Genomic DNA, 16,770 nt, shown 5'->3' with positions numbered 1-16,770 from the left:
ATGATCGACCTCCGCTCCGACACCCTGACCCGTCCGACCGAGGCGATGCGCGCCGCGATGGCGAGCGCCGAGGTCGGTGACGACGTCTACGCCGAGGACCCGACGGTCAACGCGCTCGAGGACCGGGTGGCGGAGATGTTCGGCCACGAGGCGGCGCTCTTCACCCCGACCGGCTCGCTGGCCAACGTCCTGGCCGTACGCAGTGTCGTGGGCGTCGGCCAGGAGGTGCTCTGCGAGTCCAGCGCGCACATCGCCCGTGCCGAGCTCGGGGCCCACGGCGCGATCACCGGGCTGACCATGCGCACCTGGACCCACCCGCGCGGGCAGGTCGACCTGCCCGCGATCGAGCACCTCCACGCCCCCGACATGGGCCCGTTCTTCGTGGCCACCGCGGCGGTCTCGGTGGAGTGCACGCACAACTTCGCCGGCGGCGCGGTCCTGCCGGTCGAGGACCTCCGCGCCCTGCGCGCCTGGGCCGACGGCGTCGACACCCGCATCCACATGGACGGCGCGCGCATCTGGAACGCCCACGTCGCTACCGGCACGCCCTTCGCCGAGTACGGCGCGGTCGCCGACGTGATGGCCGTCTGCCTGTCCAAGGGACTGGGCGCGCCGATCGGCTCCCTCATCATCGGCGACCGCGACGCGATCGGGGAGGCCCGGGTGTGGCGCAAGCGCCTCGGCGGCGGCATGCGCCAGGTCGGCATCCTCGCCGCTGCCGGACTGCACGCCCTCGACCACCACGTCGAGCGGCTGGCCGACGACCACGCGCACGCCCGGCTGCTCGCCGAGGCGTGCGGGGTCGACCCCGACACGGTGGACACCAACATCGTGGTCGTCGAGCGGGACGACGCGGCCAGGTTCGTGGCCGATGCCGCGGAGCAGGGCGTGCGGGTCGCGCCGGTCGGACCACGCGCCGTACGCCTCGTGACCCACCTCGACATCAGCGCCGACGACGCGCGTCGCGCCGCCGCCGTGCTCAGCCGGGTCGCCGCCACTCCAGGCGGATGATCTCCTCGCCCTCGTGCAGGCTGGAGCGGTCGCCGGTGTCGACGAACCCGCTCGAGCCGTAGAGGCGCAGCGCACGCCGGTTGGTGGCGCGGGTCCAGACGCTCAGCCTCGTCCAGGCGGTGCCGTCGGGCGGTGACTGGAGGGCGCGCAGCAGGGCGCCCCCGATCCCGCTGCCCCAGTAGCCCGGCTCCACGAACACCATCGCCACGTGCCCGCACGTCGGGTCGACGACCCCGCCCTCGGCGTACGGCTCGGCCACGACCATCCCGGCCGGCTTGTCGCCGTACGTCGCCAGCATGGCGAGGCCGCTGTCGCGGACCTTGGCCTCCACCCGCGCCCGTCGAGCGGGGGTCGGTCGGCCTCCCACGGCCTCGCGGGCCGCGGCCCAGACCTCCACCGCCGCTGCGACCTGGGCGGGCTCGGTGATGGCGGTGATGACGGTGCGCGGCACGCCACCAGCCTAGGTCCGGCTCGGGGGCGACCCCGAGACGACCTCAGGGTGCGGCCGTGGTCGTTCCCAGCGTTGTCCCCGATGTGCGCGGTGCCCGCCCCGGGAGAGCGTGGGGCCCATGATCACAGTCGAGTCACTCACCCGGAAGTACGGCGGCTTCACGGCCGTCGACGACGTCACCTTCACCGCCCGGCCCGGCCGGGTCACCGGCTTCCTCGGCCCCAACGGCGCCGGCAAGTCCACCACCATGCGGATCATGGTCGGCCTCACGCCGGCCACCTCCGGCTCCGCCCTCATCGACGGTGCCCGCTTCGTCGACCTGACCAACCCCGGCCACGAGGTCGGCGTCCTCCTCGATGCGTCCGCCCAGCACGCGGGACGCACCGGCCGCGAGATCCTCACCATCGCCCAGCGCACCATGGGGCTGCCGAAGGGTCGTGTCGACGAGATGCTCGACCTGGTGAGCCTCACGCCGCAGGAGGCGGGCCGCCGTGTTCGCAACTACTCCCTCGGCATGCGGCAGCGGCTCGGCATCGCCGCCGCCCTCATCGGCGACCCGCGGGTGCTCATCCTGGACGAGCCGGCCAACGGCCTCGACCCGGCGGGCATCCGCTGGATGCGCGACCTGCTGCGCGACTTCGCGCAGCGGGGCGGCACCGTGCTGCTGTCGTCGCACCTCCTCCACGAGATCGAGGTGATCGCCGACGACATCGTGGTGATCGGCCACGGGCGGATCGTCGCCCAGGGCACCAAGGCCGAGCTGCTCGCCGGCGCCGGCACCCTCGTCCGCACCCCCGACGCCGAGGTGCTCGGCCGGGCCCTGGCCGCCGCGGGCGTCTCGTGCAGCGCCGTCGACGGCGGCCTGCGCACCGACGCCACGCCCGACCTGGTCGGTCGCGTCGCCCTCGGCGCGGGCGTCCCCCTCACCGAGCTGAGGTCCGGCGACGGCGCCGGCCTGGAGGACATGTTCCTCGAGCTCACGTCCGACACCCAGCGAGAAGGAGCAGCGGCATGACCGCCACGACCGTGCAGCCCACGACCCTCCCCACCACGGCGACCGCGCGCGAGCGCAAGGTCGTCCCGCCGATCGGCATGGGCCGGATCGTGGGGGTCGAGCTGCGCAAGATGTTCGACACCCGCGCCGGCTTCTGGATGCTGATGAGCATCGCCATCCTGTCGGTCCTCGCGACCGGCGCGGCGATCCTCTTCGCCCCGGACGCCGACATCGACTTCGAGCTCTTCGGCAGCGCGATCGGGGTGCCGATGTCGGTGATCCTGCCGATGATCGCGATCCTGTCCGTCACCGGCGAGTACACCCAGCGCACCGGCCTCACGACGTACACGATGATCCCGCGCCGCGGTCGCACCATCGCCGCCAAGGGGATCGCCGCGGTCCTGGTGGGCGTGGTGTCGATGTTCGTGGCGCTGGGAATCGGCGCCCTCGGCAACATCCTCGGCTCCGCCATCGTCGGTGTGCCGACGGACTGGAACATCTCCGTCACCGAGTTCTCCCAGATCGTGCTGGCGCAGGTGCTCGGCATGACCATCGGCTTCATGCTCGGCGTGCTGCTGCGCAGCTCGGCCGCCGCGATCGTGACGTACTTCGTCTACTCGCTGGTCCTGCCCGGCCTGCTGATGCTGCTCGCCGGCCTCCAGTCGTGGTTCGCCGACATCCAGCCGTGGGTCGACTTCAACATGGCCACCAGTCGGCTCTTCGACCAGACGATGACGGGGGAGTACTGGGCGCAGCTCGGCACCAGCGGCCTCATCTGGCTCGTCGCCCCGCTCGCCGTGGGCCTGGCCCTGGTGATGCGGTCCGAGGTGAAGTGACCCGAGTCGTACGACGCGCGGCCGGGCCCCGATCGGGGTCCGGCCGTTGCGCCTCCTCGGGCCTCAGGCGCGGGTGCCGGAGAGCACGACCTCGCTGATCGCGGTGTAGTCGCGGCCCAGCGGGCCCGCCCCGGGGTCGGTGACGCCGAGGATCCGCAGCTGGACCGTGCGGGTGGTCACCGGGTCGATCCGGACCCCCTGCATGCGGCGTACCTCGCGCAGGTCCTGGCCCACCGTGGTGCCGTCGTCGAAGACCCACTCGACGGCGGTGATCCGTCGGTTGAGGGGATACCAGTCGAGGACGGCGGACCCGTTGGGCACCTGCTTGCTGTAGCCGTTGACCAACCCGACACGGGTCAGCGTCGTCGGGCGGCGCAGCGTGAAGAGGATCGTGGCACCGGACACGTCCCCGCCGGTGCGCCAGGCGGTCTGCGGAACGCCGTCGACCATCTGCTCGGCGGCGTAGCCGACCAGGCTGCCGTCGAGGTCGGTGGTGGCCGGCGCTGGTGCGGGCGCCTCGATGCGGGTCGTGGCGGCGACGTTGGTCGGTCGCGGGGCCGGACCCGGGTCAACCGGCTCGGAGGGGGCGCTGGTGGGGGACCCGGAGGAGGCCCCGGTGGGCTCGTCGTCGTCGCCGCCGAGCCAGGCCACGAGGACGACGACGAGCACCAGCGCCAGGACCGCGCCGATCACCGGGATCAGCCACGACGGGCGTCCGGGACGCGCCGGATCGGCGGAGGAGGCGGCGTACGACGCGTCGTCGAGGCGGGGGAGCACCTCGGACTCGGGGACGGGCTGGCCGATCGGGTGCCCGCAGTTGGTGCAGAAGCGGCCCACCCCGAGCTCATGGCCGCACCGTGCACAGGTGCTCATGGGCGAAATCCTAGGGGGTGGGCCCTCACGGCGCCCGGGCTCTGCCGGTCAGACGGCGATGTGCGAGACCTCGGCCTCGACCTTGCGCCTCGGCACGAGCTCCACCACGAGCATCGCGGTCAGCACCATCAGGCCGCCGACGACGAGCCGGGGGGTGACGCCCTCCCCACCGAGCCACACGGCGAAGGACGCAGCGAAGACGGGCTCCATGCTCATGATGATCGCGGTCCGCGTCGGTGGCAGGTGCGCCTGTGCCCAGGTCTGCCCGAGCATGGCGAGCGCTCCCGCGATGAGCGCCATGTAGACGACCGAGAGCCAGTCCCGGCCGGTGGACGGCAGCACGATCCCGTCGGGCACGGTGGCCACGAAGCACACGACCGTGATGACCATGATCTGCAGGATCGACATGCCGACGGCGTCGCGCGGCGTCGACCACGCGCCGAGCCCGACGATGTGCAGTGCGTAGAGCACCGCCGACACCAGCGTGATCGCCTCGCCGTACCCGAGGCTGAAGCCGCTCAGCGTCAGCACGCCCAGTCCCGCGGTCGCCAGTGCCACCGCGGCCCACGTGGCGGCGGTGATCCGGGTGTGCAGGATCAGGGCCGCGAAGACCGGCGTCAGCACGACGTACATGCCGGTGATGAAGCCGCTGACGCTGGCCGCGGTGTGCGCGAGCCCGGCGGTCTGGAGGATCTGCGCGACCCCGTACAGCAGGCCCAGGACGATGGCGTGCCGGCGCACCACCGGTGAGAGCCGCGCGACGGCGCGCGGGGCGACGAGGAGCATCGCCACGCTCGCGATCGCGAACCGCACGGCGAGGAAGTCCAGCGTGGGCACCCGGTCGAGCAGGTCCTTGATGAGGAAGAAGGTGGATCCCCATGCCGCGGTCATGGCGAGGAGGGCCAGGGTGGCCAGCAGGGAGGTACGCCGCTCGCTCACGCCGCCGCCTCCGCCCGCAGCCAGCGCAGCACCTCGAGGTCGGGGTTGCCCACCTCGCGCGAGCCGGGCGTCTCCAGGACGAACGGGACCCCCGCCGTCGCCGGGTGGGCGAAGAGCTCGCGGAAGGCGTCGGTGCCGATGTGGCCCTCGCCGATGCGCTGGTGCCGGTCCTTGAAGGCGCCGCGGACGTCCATCGAGTCGTTCGCGTGGATCAGGCGGAGCCGGTCGGGCCCCCCGATCTCCACGATCCGGTCCACGGTCGCGGTCGCCCCTCCGGGCTCGTCGAGGGGTGCGCCGGCCGCGAAGACGTGGCACGTGTCGAGGCAGATCCCCGCGCGCGGGTGGTGGTCGAGGGCGTCGAGGTAGGGCTCGAGATCGTCGACGCCGGCGCACAGCGACTGCCCCTGGCCGGCCGTCGGCTCGAGCAGCAGCCACGGGGCGCCGTCACCCTCCAGGGCCTCCAGCACCGGCAGCAGTCCCTCGCGCACCCGGCGCATCGCGGCGTCGTACTGCTCGCGGGACCCGGCCGGGTCGACGTACGACCCGGTGTGGACGACCACGCCCTCGGCACCGATCTCGACGGCGCGGCGCAGGTTGTGCGCGACGACGCCCACCGAGCGCTCCCAGGTCAGCGGGGTGGGGGAGCCGAGGTTGACGAGGTACGGAGCGTGGATGAAGGTGCGCAGACCGCGTCGCGCGCACTCCTCGCGGAAGCGCTCGTCCTCCGCCGGGTGGCCCGGGGAGTGTGCCCAGCCGCGCGGGTTGCCGGTGAAGACCTGGAGGGTCTCGTAGCCGACCTCGTCGACCCGCGCCAGGGCACCCGCGACGAGCCCCTTGCCGACGGTGACGTGCGTGCCGATCGGGTTGCGGAGCTCGGGTGTCACGTGAGGAGGGTAGGGGCTCAGATGAGGTAGAGCGTGATCGTGGAGCCCTTGGGCGCCATCGTCCCGGCGGAGGGGTCGGAGCTGAACACGAAGCCGACGCCGATGTAGTTGTCGCTGTTCTCCACGTCGACCTGGAAGCCCAGCGACTCGAGCCGCTCGGTGGCAGCGTCGACGCCCATCGCGACGACCCGGGGGACCTCGACGAGCTCGGGTCCCTGGGAGACGACGAGCTGCACGGTGTCGCCCTTGTAGAGCGGACCGACGGTCGGGTTCTGCGAGATGACGTCGCCCTCGGCGACGGTGTCGCTGTACTCCTCGCCGGTGACCTCGACGACCAGCTTGCGCCTCTCGAGCGCGGCGGTCGCCTCCTCGGCGTCCTCGCCGGTCCAGTCGCGGATCTCGATCGGCCGGCGGCCCTTGCTGACGACCAGGTCGACCGGGGCGTCGGGCTTGAGGACCTCCCCAGCCTTGGGCTGGGTCCTCAGGACCTGGCCGGCCGGCACCGTGTCGGAGAACTTCTCGGTGCTCTCGCCGAAGCCGAGGTTGCCCTGGGCCAGTGCGTCCTGGGCCTCGTCCTCGGTCATCCCGGCGAGGGCGGGCACCTCGTAGCGCTCGGGACCCAGTGACAGGACCAGCGTGACGGTGCCGCCGTCGAGCACCCGGTCGCCGGGCTCGGGGTCGGTGCCGAGCACCAGCCCCGCGGCCACGGTCTCTGAGTAGCGCGGGTCGCCCTCCTCGGCGTCCAGGCCGGCCTTGTCGAGCTCGGCGGTGGCGGTCGCGGCGTCGACACCCAGCACCCCGGGGGTGACGGTGTAGCGCTCCCAGCCCAGCCACCAGGCGCCGCCGCCGAGGGCTGCGACGAGCAGCACGGTGAGCAGCAGCGCGAGGGGCCCCTTGACGGACCGCTTGCGGGCGTTGGTGACCACCGGGGCCGGTGCGCTGGGGCGGCGTACGGCGGGCGGACCGGCGACCGGCGGCGCGGGCGGTGCCGCGACCGCGGTGACCGCCGTGCGGTCGAAGGCGGTCGTGTGGCCGTCGTCGACGATCTCCGCCCGCGGGTCGCCGGGCGGCGGCTGGAGCCGCGCGCTGAGGTTGGCCATCTCGACCGGGTCGAAGGGCTCCGGCGTGGTGTCCTCGCCGGTCTCCTCGTCCTCGTCGTGGACGTACGGCGCGACGGGCGCGAGGTCGGCGGTGAGCTCGGGGTCGTCGGTGACGCCCTCGCGCAGGGCCTGGGAGACGCGGTGGATCTGGTGGAGGAGCACGCTCGCGTCGGCGGGACGCTGGGTGCGGTCGCGGCTGGTGGCGCGGGCGACGAGCGCGTCGACGTACGCCGGGAGGTCCGGGTGCAGCGCGGACGGCGCGGGGACGTCCTCGTGGACGTGGCGGTAGGCGACCTGGATGGGGCTCTCGCCCTCGTGCGGCTTGCGGCCGGTGAGCAGCTCGTAGAGGACGACGCCCGCGGCGTACACGTCGGCGCGGGCGTCGGCGCGACCGTCGACGACGAGCTCGGGGGCGAGGTAGGACACGGTGCCGATCAGGACGCCGCCGGTGGCGGTGTGCTGGGTGTCGGCGCTGACGGCCTTGGCCAGCCCGAAGTCGGCGACCTTGACGCCGCCGCCGTGCGCCTCGTCGGCGATCAGCACGTTCTCCGGCTTGACGTCGCGGTGGATGAGTCCGGCGCGGTGGGCCGCGGCCAGCGCCGAGACCACCGGCTCCAGGAGCGCGAGCGCCCGGACCGGGCCCATCGGCGACTCCTTGCGGATGACGTCGCGCAGGGTGTGCCCGGGGACGTACTCCATGGCGAGGAAGACCGTGCCGTCGTCGTCGCCCTGGTCGTAGACACCCACCACGTGGGGGTGGTTGAGCCGGGCGGCCGCGCGGGCCTCGCGCACGAAGCGCTGGGCGAAGTCGTCGTCGTCGCCGAGGCCGGGGTGCATCACCTTGACGGCGACGGTGCGGTCCAGGCGGATGTCGGTGGCCTCGTAGACACTGGCCATGCCGCCGCGGGCGATGCGACCGCCGATGCGGTAGCGGCCGTCGAGGAGGCGACCGACGAGCGCGTCGGCAGCACCGCGCCGCGCTTCAGCACCGCGCGCCGGGCCGCGGGAGGGCCCGGTCGGCTCGTCGCGGGGCTCGACTCTCGGCTCCACAGCTCGACCTCCATCGCCGGACGGGGAAGGATCCGGTGGCCCCATCGTACGAATCAGGTGGCCGTACCCGGGCCCCGAGCCCGGTCCCGGCGTGGCGCAGCCTGCTCCGGTACGCCGCTCAGGCCGGCGGGCGCCCGGCCTCGAGGCGCTCGCGGATGGCCAGCACGTTGGCGACGTAGGCCTTGGTCTCGTCGTACAGGCCGTGCTCCCGGAGGGCGCCGAGGCCCTGGTAGTAGGCGCCGATCATGTGCCGGCGCGAGCGGGTGTGGTCGTCGAGGACGCCGAGGAGCAGCACGCCTGCGGTGGCGTTGTCCTTGAGGACCCGCAGGCGCAGGTCGCGGCCGGCGTAGTACTCCATCCACCGTGCGGTGCCGGGGAGGACCTGCATCGCGCCGATCGCCCCGGCGCTGGACACGTGGTGCATCTGCCACCCCGACTCCTGCCAGGCGATGGCCAGCGCGAGCTGCGGGTCGACGCCGCGGTGGTTGGCGGCCCGGGTGATCGTGCGCCGCACCCGGTCGCGCGAGGGGTGACCGGCCGACGAGGAGGTCGAGCCGGCGCCCTGTCCGCCCTCGTCCTTGTTCTTGTCCTTGTCCTTGCCACGGTCCTTGTCCCGGGCCTTGGTGACCACCGGGATCTCGATCCGCTGGCCGACGCGCAGGCTCCCGGAGGAGTCGAGGTGGTTGTGGGAGATCAGCTCCGCGGTCCAGGCGTGGAAGCGCACTGCGAGGCCGGTCACGGTGTCCCCGGCCTTGACGGTGTAGGTCCGCAGGTCGCGTCCCTGCGGGAGGCGCTCGTGGTCGGCGGCCGCGGGGGTGACGGGGGTCAGCGCCAGGGCGACCGCGAGGGCGGTGGGCGCAGCGGCGGCGCTGATGACGCGGCGCACCCGGGCACCGGGCAGGGGTGGTCGCACGTGGGTTCTCCTCGTCCTCGTGGCGACGCCCGGACTCACGGGGAGACCGAGGGGAAGGCGTCGCGACGAGCGCTCGACGGTACGCAGGTCGACCGGTCCAGACCAGTTGCGGCCGCCCCGGGCGTGTCGGCGCGGGATGCGGGGGACGGCGTGAATCGGCTCGGGGAGCCTGTGCGTGGAAAACTGCGTCCCATGAGCGACGTACCCCTGTCCGAGGCCGACCTCGACACCCTCGTCCACGACTGGTTCACCTGGGACCAGGCCGCGGAGGCCCTCGGCGTCACCCCCGCCAAGGTGCGCACCATGATCAAGGACCACGAGCTCGCCGGGGCCGTCCCGAAGCCCGGGGCCGGGCCGCGGGTGCCGGCGGACTTCATCCAGGACGGGCTCGTGGTCAAGGGCCTGCCCGGCCTGCTGACCCTGCTCCACGACCGCCACTTCGACGACCGCGAGTGCATCGCCTGGATCTTCACCGACGACGACCTGCCGGGCCGCCCGATCGACGCGCTGCGCGAGAACCGCGGCTCCGAGGTCAAGCGGCGTGCCCAGGTCCTGGGCTACTGACCGACTAGCCTGACTTCTCGTGCGGACACCCCAGCGGAGCATCGTCGGACTGCTGCTCGCGCTGGTGATGGCCGCCGTCGTGTGGTGGACCCAGGGCGACGGCAGCACCCCCGGCAGCCAGGCCGACCCCGGCGCTTCGTCCCAGACGCCGTCGCCGACCGGGACGCCGTCCCCGTCGCGCAGCGACTCCCCGACGCACGACTTCACCGAGACCAACACCCCGGTCACCGAGCCCAGCCAGCAGCCCGGCACCGACCCAGTGAGCGGGCTGCCGTTCGTGCTGCTCGCCCAGCTCCCGCCCGAGGCGGCGGAGACGGTGGAGCTGATCGACGCCGGCGGTCCGTTCCCGGAGGACGAGGACGGCGGCACGTTCGGCAACCGGGAGGACCTCCTGCCCGACGAGCAGATGGGCTACTACGCCGAGTACACCGTCCCCACCCCGGGCTCCCAGGACCGCGGCGCCCGGCGCATCGTGGCCGGCGACGAGGGCGAGCTCTACTGGACCGAGGACCACTACCGCTCCTTCGAGAGGATCGCCCGATGAGCGGTCTCGCCGCACTGCTGTCCGGCCGGGTCGACCCCGGCATCTACCTGTGGCACGGCGCCTTCGACGTCGAGGACGTGCGGCACGGGGTCGAGCACGCGGGCTGGGGCTTCGGCCACGTCGACGGCTGGGTGGAGGGCGGCAAGGCCGACTTCCTCGCCGGGGTGGGCGACGCGCTCGGCTTCCCCGACTGGTACGGCCAGAACTTCGACGCCCTGGCCGACTGCCTCCACGACATCGGTGACGGGACCGAGGGCGTGGTGCTGCTGTGGGACGGCTGGGCCACGCTGGCCCGCGACGACGAGAAGGCCTTCAGCATCGCCCTGAGCGTGCTCGGGTCGCGGGTCAACGCCGACCGGGGCGTGCCGTTCGCCGTGCTCCTGCGCGGTGAGGGCCCCGAGGTGGTCGGCCTGCCCAGCCTGGACTGAAGGCCAGCCCCGGACCGTGCGCCCGCGTCAGACCGTGCGCTGCGTCGCGGCGGCAGCCAGGTCGCGCAGCACGCCGCGCGCCGCGTCGTCGACGGTCGGGGTGTCGAGGGCCGCGACCGCGCGCTCGGCGAGGGCCCCGATCACCTCCTCGACCTGGGCGTGCGCACCCGAGCGGTCGATGATGTCGCGCAGGTCGGCCACCGCGGCCTCGTCGAGGCTGGTGCCGAGCGCGGCGTCGAGGCGGCGGGCGGCCTCGCGGTCGGTGCCGTCGAGCGCCAGGGCGACGAGCACGGTGCGCTTGCCCTCGACGAGATCGTCGCCCGCGGGCTTGCCCGTCGTCGCCGGGTCGCCGTACACCCCGAGCAGGTCGTCGCGCAGCTGGAAGGCCTCGCCGAGAGGCAGGCCGAAGCGGCTCAGGTCCTCGAGCTGGTCGGGCGTGGCCCCGGCCAGGGCCGCTCCCACGTGCAGCGGCCGCTCGATGGAGTACTTGGCGGACTTGTAGCGCAGCACGGTCATCGCCGTGTCGACGTCGGCATGTGCCCGGGCCTGCACGGACACGTCGAGGAACTGACCGGCGATCACCTCCGTGCGGCACAGGTCGAAGACCTCGAGCGCGGGTACGACGGACGCGACGGGCAGCCCGCAGCGGCGCAGCAGCTCCTCGGCCCAGCCCAGCAGCAGGTCGCCGAGCAGGATCGCCGCGGCCGCGCCGTACTGATCGGGACGACCGCGCCAGCCGGCGGCTCGGTGCTCGGCCTCGAACGCCCGGTGGGCCGCCGGCCGGCCCCGCCGGGTGTCGGAGGCGTCCATGTAGTCGTCGTGGACCAGGGCGCTGGCGTGCAGCAGCTCGAGGGCCGCGCAGGCGCGGGCGAGCGCCTCCTCGTCGGGCACCTCGGGCCGGATCGCGCGGTAGCCCCAGTAGCAGAACGCCGCCCGGAAGCGCTTGCCGCCGCGGACGCTGGTGCGGGCCTCGGCGATGAGCCGGGACGCGTCCTCCCCGAGGGGCGCGAGGCGGGCGGCCTGCTCGTCGAGGAAGGCGTCGAGCACCTTCTGGATCCGCTCGCGGAAGTCGGCGGGGTCCCACTGCATGCTCACCGGGCTGGTCACTCCGGGAGCCTAACCAGTGGACGGATGCGGTCCCGCACCCGCCGCAAACCTAGGCTGGGGGCATGATCCAGGGACGCGGACGGAGCATGCGCCAGCGCATCGAGGACGGCGAGCGCTCGTTCTCGTTCGAGTTCTTCCCGCCCAAGGACGCCGAGGGCGAGGAGCAGCTCTGGCGGGCCATCACCGAGCTCGAGCCCTACGACCCGACGTTCGTCTCCGTGACGTACGGCGCGGGCGGCAGCTCGCGTGACACGACCGTGCGGATCACCGGCCGGATCGCCCGCGAGACCTCCCTGGTGCCCGTCGGCCACCTCACCTGCGTGGGCCACACCCGCGACGAGCTCGAGGCGATCCTCGACAGCTACGCCGAGGCCGGTGTCGCCAACGTGCTCGCCCTGCGCGGCGACCCGGAGGACGGTCCGCGGGCCGACTGGACGCCCACGGAGGGTGGCCTGTCCTACGCCAGCGAGCTCGTCGAGCTGGCCAGCCGGCGCGGCGACTTCGCCGTCGCGGTCGCGGCGTTCTCGCTGGGCCACCCCTCGGCCGCGTCCCTCGAGGAGGACGCCCGGGTGCTGCTGGCCAAGCAGCAGGCGGGTGCCGAGTTCGCCATCACCGACATGGTGTTCTCGGCCGACGACTACGCCGGCCTGCTCGAGCGCTCGGCCGCGGTCGGGGTCGACATCCCGCTGCTGCCCGGGATCATGCCGATCCTCAACCTGCGCCAGGTCTCCCGGATGGCCGAGCTCTCGGGCCACCCGGTGCCCGACGCGGTGCGCGCGCGGCTCACGCCGTACGAGCACGACCCGGCCGGCCTGCGAGCCGAGGGGATCGCGATGGCCGCCGAGCTGTGCGAGGCCCTGCTGGACGCCGGCGCCCCGGGGCTGCACTTCTACACGCTCAACCGGTCCCGGGCGACGCGGGAGATCTTCTCCGCCCTGCGCATCAGCGTCTGATTCCCGTCCCGCCCGGGCAGGGGATCGCTACGGTGCACGCATGGACCCCTCCCGCACCGTCACCGTGACCGGCCACGGCACCGCCACCGTGGTGCCCGACTCGGCCGTGGTGCGCGTCGCGACGGCGTGTCGCGCAGCCGGCGTGGCCGAGGCGCTGTCCGGGGTGTCGACGTCGTCCGACCGCGTGGTCGAGGTCGCCCGCGCACGCGACCTGGTGCCCGGGTCGACGGGACTGAGCGTGTGGCCGTGGCACGACCACGAGGGCAGGGCCGGGGGCTTCGAGGCGCGCCACTCGCTGGCCGTCCGCTGCGAGTCCGTCGAGGAGGCGGGCGAGCTGCTGTCCGAGCTGGCCGAGGCCGTCGGCGACGCCCTCGTGGTCGACGGCGTCTCGCTGGACGTGGGTGACACCTCCGCCGCTCGCGCGACGGCTGCCGAGGCGGCGTGGGACGACGCCCGGGCGCACGCGGTCCACCTCGCCGCCCTGGCCGGGGCGTCGCTGGGGGAGGTGGTGGCCATCGCCGAGGGTGGGTCGCAGGGACCGGGTGGGCCGCCGCCGCTGGCCCTCAGGGCGGCCGAGGCCACGGCCCGGCTCGAGCCCGGTGAGACCTCGGTCCACGGTGCCGTGACCGTCACCTGGTTGCTCGCCTGAGTCAGGGCCGACCCTGGTCGGACCGGTCCGCCGGGCCGATCGCCTGGGCGACCAGGGCGGCCGACAGCCCGACGAACGGCAGCCCCGAGCCGGGCGTCGCGTGCGCCCCGGCGGCGTACACACCCGGGATGGGCGTGGTGGGACCGAGGCGCCTGCGGGTCGTGGCACGCCCCTGCCACAGCACGCCGAGCGGCGAGCCGCCCCACGCGTCGACGAGGTCGCGCGGCGAGCGGTCCACGCGTACGACGACGCGGTCGCGGAGGTCGATCCGGTGCCGGGCCAGGGCGTCGAGGACGTCCTCGGCGAGCCGGCCGCGGCCCAGGACGGTCCACGCCGCCGCGCCGTCCGGGGCCCGGCCGCCGGTGCGGACGACGAGCATCGGGTCGCCGTGGAGCACGACCTCGTGCGGCAGGTCCGGCAGGGAGTGGGCGTCGGAGAGGCCGACGTGGCACACGACCGGCGGGATCGCGGGCATGGTGCGCTCGACGTGCCGGGCCAGGGCCGGCAGCCGCCTCGGGTCGATCGCGCAGACCACCAGGTCGGTGTCGATCTCGCCGGCCGAGGTGGCGACCGCCGCCACCCGGCCCCCGCGCAGGACCACGTCGTGGGCGGTCGTGCCGGTCAGGACGGTGACACCGCGGGTCCCCAGCCGGTCGGCCAGCACCGTCCCGAGCGCGGCGATGCCGCCCGGGACCGTCCACGCGCCGAACCGCTGCTCGACGTACGACACCACCCCCTGCCAGGCGGGGACGTTGCGCAGGTCGTGGCCGTCGGCGACGAAGGGGTGGCCGGCGACGAGGCGCAGGCGGTCGTCGCGGAAGGTCCTGCGAAGCCGCCGGTGCAGCACCTCGCGGCTGGTCAGCAGGTCCGTGAGCGCCCGTGGCGCGAGCGTCGGGTCCCACGGTCGCTCGAGGTAGTCGCGACGCAGCAGGTCCCACGTGTCGGAGTGCGACGCGACGTAGCCGACCCACTGCTCCCCGAGTCCCGGGCCGAGTGCGTCGAAGGCGGCGAGCTGTGCTGCTCGCGAGCCCCCCGGCAGCCGCAGCGCGGACCCGTCCTCGAAGCGGTGCTCGCGCACGAGGTCGCGGGCAACCAGGTCGACGTCGCCCGGCTCCCGCTCGAGGGGGCGGCCGGTCTTGCGGAACAGGTCACGGACCACCGCGGGGAGCAGGGTCGTGGTGGGCCCGGCGTCCCAGGCGAAGCCCTCGTCGCGGGTCACGGTCGACAGGGCACCCCCGAGCGTCGGAGCCTGCTCGACGAGGGTGACCGCGTGCCCCAGCTTGGCAAGCCGGGCGGCCGAGGCGAGCCCGCCGAACCCCCCACCGACCACCACCACGCGCGCCATGGCGAGCACCCTAGGGCCTGGGCAGGGCGGTCCCGCGGCCTAGTGCTGGCCGACCGGCTCGCGACCCTTCCACCTGCGCCAGCCCCGCCGCACGAAGCGGGCGAGGACCACCAGCATCACCAGCCCGCCCGCGAGGAGCAGTGCGGCGATCGCCGCGGCCAGCTGCGGGTGCTCGACGGCGAGCCACACGACCCCGAGCACGGTGACGTCCTCGGTCACGCTGGCCACGGTGTTGGACACGGGCTCGGGGGAGCCGTTGACGGCCAGCCGCCCGCCGGCCTTCACCAGGTGCGAGAGGAGCGCGGTGCCGCCGCCGACGACGCCGAGCACGGCCGTCTCGAGCGAGGTGGCGTCCCCGGCCAGCAGGACACCGATGACGGCGCCCACGGTGGGCCTGATGGCCGTGGAGATCGCGTCCCACGTGGAGTCGATCCAGGGGATCTTGTCGGCGACGAACTCGATGGCGAACATGAAGCCGGCCGCCGCCAGCACGTCCCAGCGGGCCAGCACGTCGGGGATCTCGGCCACGTCGTTGACCCGGTCGGTGATCCCCAGCACCAGCACGACCAGGTAGGCGTTGATGCCGCTGGCCCAGCCGCCGGTGAAGGCGAGGGAGAGGGACTCCATCACGCGACCTCGATCTCGGTGGCCCCGGTCAGGGAGACGAGCTCGTCGAAGGTCGTGGAGAAGACAGCGGCGGGGTGGCCCGCGGCGGCCCACACGACGTCGTACCGGCGCAGGTCGGTGTCGATCCAGGTGCCCACGGGTGTCGGGTGGTCGAAGGGCGAGACCCCGCCGATGACCTGACCCGTGTGGCGGCGGACGAAGTCGGGAGCGGCCCGGTCCAGGGCGGGTACGCCGACGGCGTCGGCGGCCTTGGCCACGTCGACGCGGTGCGCGCCCGAGGTGAGGATGAGGACGGGGACGCCGCCCGCGTCGAAGAGCAGGCTGTTGGCGATCGCGCCGACCTCGCAGCCGAGCGCGGCCGCGGCGAGTGCGGCGGTGTGCACGGCATCGGGCAGGATGACCACGTCACCGGTGCCGCCGCGCCGGGTCAGCTCGTCTCGAAAATTGATGACCGACGGATGCTCGCTCGCCATGCCGGGGAGCCTAGCCACCCGTTCGACTCCTGAGGGGAAATGTCTTGATGCGTCGCCAGGTGCCCGCTTCCGTCGCCCACGCCCTGCGCGTGCTCGTCGCCATCGTGCTCCTCAGCGCCGCCACCGCGCTGCTCACGTGGGTGCAGCGCGACGAGGTGATCCTCTCGTGGGCCAAGGGCAACCCGTCCGCCCAGGAGATCCTGGCCTCCGGTGGCATCGAGGCGTTGCGGGACAGCGCGATCGTGCCGAAGTTCGTGCCGCTGGCGGTGGTCTCGTTCGTGGTGTTCCTGCTGCTCGCGGTGGTGCTCGCGGCGTTCCTCGTCGACGGGCACGGCTGGTCACGGCTGGTGCTGACGCTGATGGCGGTCTTCGGGGTGCTCGTCGCCGCGCTCGGCCTGCTCAACCACCTGCCGGTGCTGCTGGAGGTCCTCTCCGCGGTCTCGATGGTCCTGTACGCCGCGCTGGTGTTCTTCCTCTGGCGCAAGGACACCAGCGCCTACCTGCGCGCGCACTGAGGTTTTCCCCAGCTCCTCCGTCCGCCTCTTGACCCGCTGTCGGTGGGGGCGTGTACCTTTGGCCTTGTTCGAACATCTGTTCGGACGCGGCCTCGGTGGCGGTGACCTCGACCCCCATCGCCACCGAGGCCGGTGGCGGGGTCGACGAGCGGTGAGGAGGCACGCATGAGGCTGTACCACGACCCCGTCGAGGTGCGACGGGGAGAGACCGAGGGACCCGACCAGTTCCTCTGGCACGGACGCCTGTGGAAGGTCCGCTCGGTGCTGGCCCACTGGGTGGAGACGGCCCCGTGGTGGCAGTCCACCGGTGCCCGGGCCGTGATCGGCTCGGACGACGCCGGCGACACCCTGACCGCCGGCTCGAGCGGCACCGACCTGCTCGTCGAGCGCGAGCTGTGGCGCGTCGAGGCGGGCCGTGGCTCCGGCGCGACGGGCTCCGAGCGGTCCGGGGTCTTCGACCTGTCCTTCTCGTGGACCGACGGCAGCTGGCAGCTCGTCGGCTGTGCGGACTGAG

Annotated in this window: 20 protein-coding genes; 10 read left to right on the top strand and 10 right to left on the bottom strand. The window is 73.7% G+C overall.

Translation table 11 applies throughout. From position 1 onward, the window contains the following. Positions 1–1,011: a threonine aldolase family protein gene (locus DAE25_RS21190; protein ID WP_107768096.1), complete on the top strand. Its 1,011-nt coding sequence runs from the start codon at positions 1–3 to the stop codon at positions 1,009–1,011. Here DAE25_RS21190 and DAE25_RS21185 read toward each other — a convergent pair. Further along, positions 980–1,462 carry a GNAT family N-acetyltransferase gene (locus DAE25_RS21185; protein WP_107768095.1) on the bottom strand — a complete coding sequence of 161 codons (483 nt, stop codon included), beginning with the start codon at positions 1,460–1,462 and terminating at the stop codon, positions 980–982. The two genes, DAE25_RS21190 and DAE25_RS21185, sit on opposite strands and share 32 nt — an antisense overlap. Positions 1,463–1,580: 118 nt before the next feature. On the opposite strand from DAE25_RS21185, the gene DAE25_RS21180 reads away from it, so the two are divergent. After that, positions 1,581–2,477, top strand: coding sequence for an ABC transporter ATP-binding protein (locus tag DAE25_RS21180; protein WP_199907710.1), 897 nt, complete (start codon positions 1,581–1,583; stop codon positions 2,475–2,477). Further along, entirely contained in the window at positions 2,474–3,292 is an 819-nt protein-coding gene (locus DAE25_RS21175) for an ABC transporter permease subunit (protein ID WP_107768093.1), read from the top strand. Before DAE25_RS21180 ends, DAE25_RS21175 begins: the two co-directional genes overlap by 4 nt. 63 nt (positions 3,293–3,355) lie before the next feature. Here DAE25_RS21175 and DAE25_RS21170 read toward each other — a convergent pair whose 3' ends face one another. The 5 genes from DAE25_RS21170 to DAE25_RS21150 all read right to left on the bottom strand — a co-directional run bounded on the left by DAE25_RS21170 (position 3,356) and on the right by DAE25_RS21150 (position 9,051). Beyond that, on the bottom strand, positions 3,356–4,165 hold the full coding sequence (locus DAE25_RS21170; RefSeq protein WP_159083880.1) for an NADase-type glycan-binding domain-containing protein: 810 nt from the start codon (positions 4,163–4,165) through the stop codon (positions 3,356–3,358). 48 nt (positions 4,166–4,213) lie between these two features. After that, the gene (locus DAE25_RS21165) at positions 4,214–5,104 is read right to left on the bottom strand and encodes a DMT family transporter (RefSeq protein ID WP_107768091.1); all 891 of its coding nucleotides are present in this window, start codon (positions 5,102–5,104) and stop codon (positions 4,214–4,216) included. Next, complete coding sequence (locus tag DAE25_RS21160; protein ID WP_199907709.1) at positions 5,101–5,988, bottom strand: deoxyribonuclease IV; 888 nt, start codon at positions 5,986–5,988, stop codon at positions 5,101–5,103. Before DAE25_RS21160 ends, DAE25_RS21165 begins: the two co-directional genes overlap by 4 nt. A 17-nt stretch (positions 5,989–6,005) precedes the next feature. Beyond that, positions 6,006–8,138, bottom strand: a complete 2,133-nt coding sequence (gene pknB, locus DAE25_RS21155; protein WP_234411187.1) for a Stk1 family PASTA domain-containing Ser/Thr kinase — start codon at positions 8,136–8,138, stop codon at positions 6,006–6,008. Positions 8,139–8,256: 118 nt separating this feature from the next. Beyond that, entirely contained in the window at positions 8,257–9,051 is a 795-nt protein-coding gene (locus tag DAE25_RS21150; RefSeq protein WP_159083879.1) for a transglycosylase SLT domain-containing protein, read from the bottom strand. A 192-nt stretch (positions 9,052–9,243) separates the two neighbouring features. On the opposite strand from DAE25_RS21150, the gene DAE25_RS21145 reads away from it, so the two are divergent. From DAE25_RS21145 to DAE25_RS21135, 3 genes are read left to right on the top strand one after another with little or no spacing between them, the layout of a single operon-like run. Continuing rightward, positions 9,244–9,615, top strand: coding sequence for an Rv2175c family DNA-binding protein (locus tag DAE25_RS21145; RefSeq protein ID WP_107768088.1), 372 nt, complete (start codon positions 9,244–9,246; stop codon positions 9,613–9,615). A 19-nt stretch (positions 9,616–9,634) separates the two neighbouring features. Next, on the top strand, positions 9,635–10,159 hold the full coding sequence (locus DAE25_RS21140; RefSeq protein ID WP_234411186.1) for a ribonuclease domain-containing protein: 525 nt from the start codon (positions 9,635–9,637) through the stop codon (positions 10,157–10,159). Further along, entirely contained in the window at positions 10,156–10,587 is a 432-nt protein-coding gene (locus tag DAE25_RS21135) for a barstar family protein (RefSeq protein ID WP_107768087.1), read from the top strand. Before DAE25_RS21140 ends, DAE25_RS21135 begins: the two co-directional genes overlap by 4 nt. A 27-nt stretch (positions 10,588–10,614) precedes the next feature. Here DAE25_RS21135 and DAE25_RS21130 read toward each other — a convergent pair whose 3' ends face one another. After that, entirely contained in the window at positions 10,615–11,694 is a 1,080-nt protein-coding gene (locus tag DAE25_RS21130; protein ID WP_234411185.1) for a polyprenyl synthetase family protein, read from the bottom strand. A gap of 62 nt (positions 11,695–11,756) precedes the next feature. Here DAE25_RS21130 and metF point away from each other — a divergent pair, with 62 nt between their 5' ends. Together metF and DAE25_RS21120 are read left to right on the top strand one after the other, a co-directional pair. Further along, entirely contained in the window at positions 11,757–12,647 is an 891-nt protein-coding gene (gene metF, locus DAE25_RS21125; protein ID WP_107768086.1) for a methylenetetrahydrofolate reductase [NAD(P)H], read from the top strand. A gap of 40 nt (positions 12,648–12,687) precedes the next feature. Then, on the top strand, positions 12,688–13,296 hold the full coding sequence (locus tag DAE25_RS21120) for an SIMPL domain-containing protein (protein ID WP_107768085.1): 609 nt from the start codon (positions 12,688–12,690) through the stop codon (positions 13,294–13,296). 1 nt (position 13,297) lies between these two features. On the opposite strand, the gene DAE25_RS21115 is transcribed toward DAE25_RS21120, so the two are convergent. The 3 genes from DAE25_RS21115 to DAE25_RS21105 are packed head-to-tail and all read right to left on the bottom strand — an operon-like array spanning position 13,298 to position 15,741. Then, positions 13,298–14,641 carry a phytoene desaturase family protein gene (locus tag DAE25_RS21115; RefSeq protein ID WP_107768084.1) on the bottom strand — a complete coding sequence of 448 codons (1,344 nt, stop codon included), beginning with the start codon at positions 14,639–14,641 and terminating at the stop codon, positions 13,298–13,300. Between the two features lie 39 nt (positions 14,642–14,680). Beyond that, positions 14,681–15,268, bottom strand: a complete 588-nt coding sequence (locus DAE25_RS21110; protein ID WP_107768083.1) for a DUF4126 domain-containing protein — start codon at positions 15,266–15,268, stop codon at positions 14,681–14,683. Next, the gene (locus DAE25_RS21105) at positions 15,268–15,741 is read right to left on the bottom strand and encodes a YbaK/EbsC family protein (protein ID WP_056885457.1); all 474 of its coding nucleotides are present in this window, start codon (positions 15,739–15,741) and stop codon (positions 15,268–15,270) included. The genes DAE25_RS21110 and DAE25_RS21105 overlap by 1 nt, the downstream gene beginning before the upstream one ends. Positions 15,742–15,800: 59 nt before the next feature. Between DAE25_RS21105 and DAE25_RS21100 the strand changes: the two genes are divergently transcribed. Together DAE25_RS21100 and DAE25_RS21095 are read left to right on the top strand one after the other, a co-directional pair. Next, on the top strand, positions 15,801–16,256 hold the full coding sequence (locus tag DAE25_RS21100) for a hypothetical protein (RefSeq protein WP_159083878.1): 456 nt from the start codon (positions 15,801–15,803) through the stop codon (positions 16,254–16,256). A gap of 165 nt (positions 16,257–16,421) precedes the next feature. Further along, on the top strand, positions 16,422–16,769 hold the full coding sequence (locus DAE25_RS21095; RefSeq protein ID WP_107768081.1) for a DUF6504 family protein: 348 nt from the start codon (positions 16,422–16,424) through the stop codon (positions 16,767–16,769). The last annotated feature ends 1 nt before the right edge of the window (position 16,770 follow it).

It is taken from the genome of Nocardioides terrigena (assembly GCF_003047265.1).
GTDB classification, from domain to species: Bacteria; Actinomycetota; Actinomycetes; order Propionibacteriales; family Nocardioidaceae; genus Nocardioides; species Nocardioides terrigena.
Note: the sequence above shows the minus strand (reverse complement) of the source record. Positions and strands in the feature narration are given on the sequence as shown.

Coding starts and splice junctions, on each gene's coding strand:
- DAE25_RS21095 (WP_107768081.1), top strand. CDS start 16,422: ATGAGGCTGTACCACGACCCCGTCGAGGTGCGACGGGGAGAGACCGAG.
- DAE25_RS21180 (WP_199907710.1), top strand. CDS start 1,581: ATGATCACAGTCGAGTCACTCACCCGGAAGTACGGCGGCTTCACGGCC.
- DAE25_RS21115 (WP_107768084.1), bottom strand. CDS start 14,641: ATGGCGCGCGTGGTGGTGGTCGGTGGGGGGTTCGGCGGGCTCGCCTCG.
- DAE25_RS21105 (WP_056885457.1), bottom strand. CDS start 15,741: ATGGCGAGCGAGCATCCGTCGGTCATCAATTTTCGAGACGAGCTGACC.
- DAE25_RS21135 (WP_107768087.1), top strand. CDS start 10,156: ATGAGCGGTCTCGCCGCACTGCTGTCCGGCCGGGTCGACCCCGGCATC.
- DAE25_RS21175 (WP_107768093.1), top strand. CDS start 2,474: ATGACCGCCACGACCGTGCAGCCCACGACCCTCCCCACCACGGCGACC.
- metF (WP_107768086.1), top strand. CDS start 11,757: ATGATCCAGGGACGCGGACGGAGCATGCGCCAGCGCATCGAGGACGGC.
- DAE25_RS21145 (WP_107768088.1), top strand. CDS start 9,244: ATGAGCGACGTACCCCTGTCCGAGGCCGACCTCGACACCCTCGTCCAC.
- DAE25_RS21190 (WP_107768096.1), top strand. CDS start 1: ATGATCGACCTCCGCTCCGACACCCTGACCCGTCCGACCGAGGCGATG.
- DAE25_RS21170 (WP_159083880.1), bottom strand. CDS start 4,165: ATGAGCACCTGTGCACGGTGCGGCCATGAGCTCGGGGTGGGCCGCTTC.
- DAE25_RS21110 (WP_107768083.1), bottom strand. CDS start 15,268: ATGGAGTCCCTCTCCCTCGCCTTCACCGGCGGCTGGGCCAGCGGCATC.
- DAE25_RS21120 (WP_107768085.1), top strand. CDS start 12,688: ATGGACCCCTCCCGCACCGTCACCGTGACCGGCCACGGCACCGCCACC.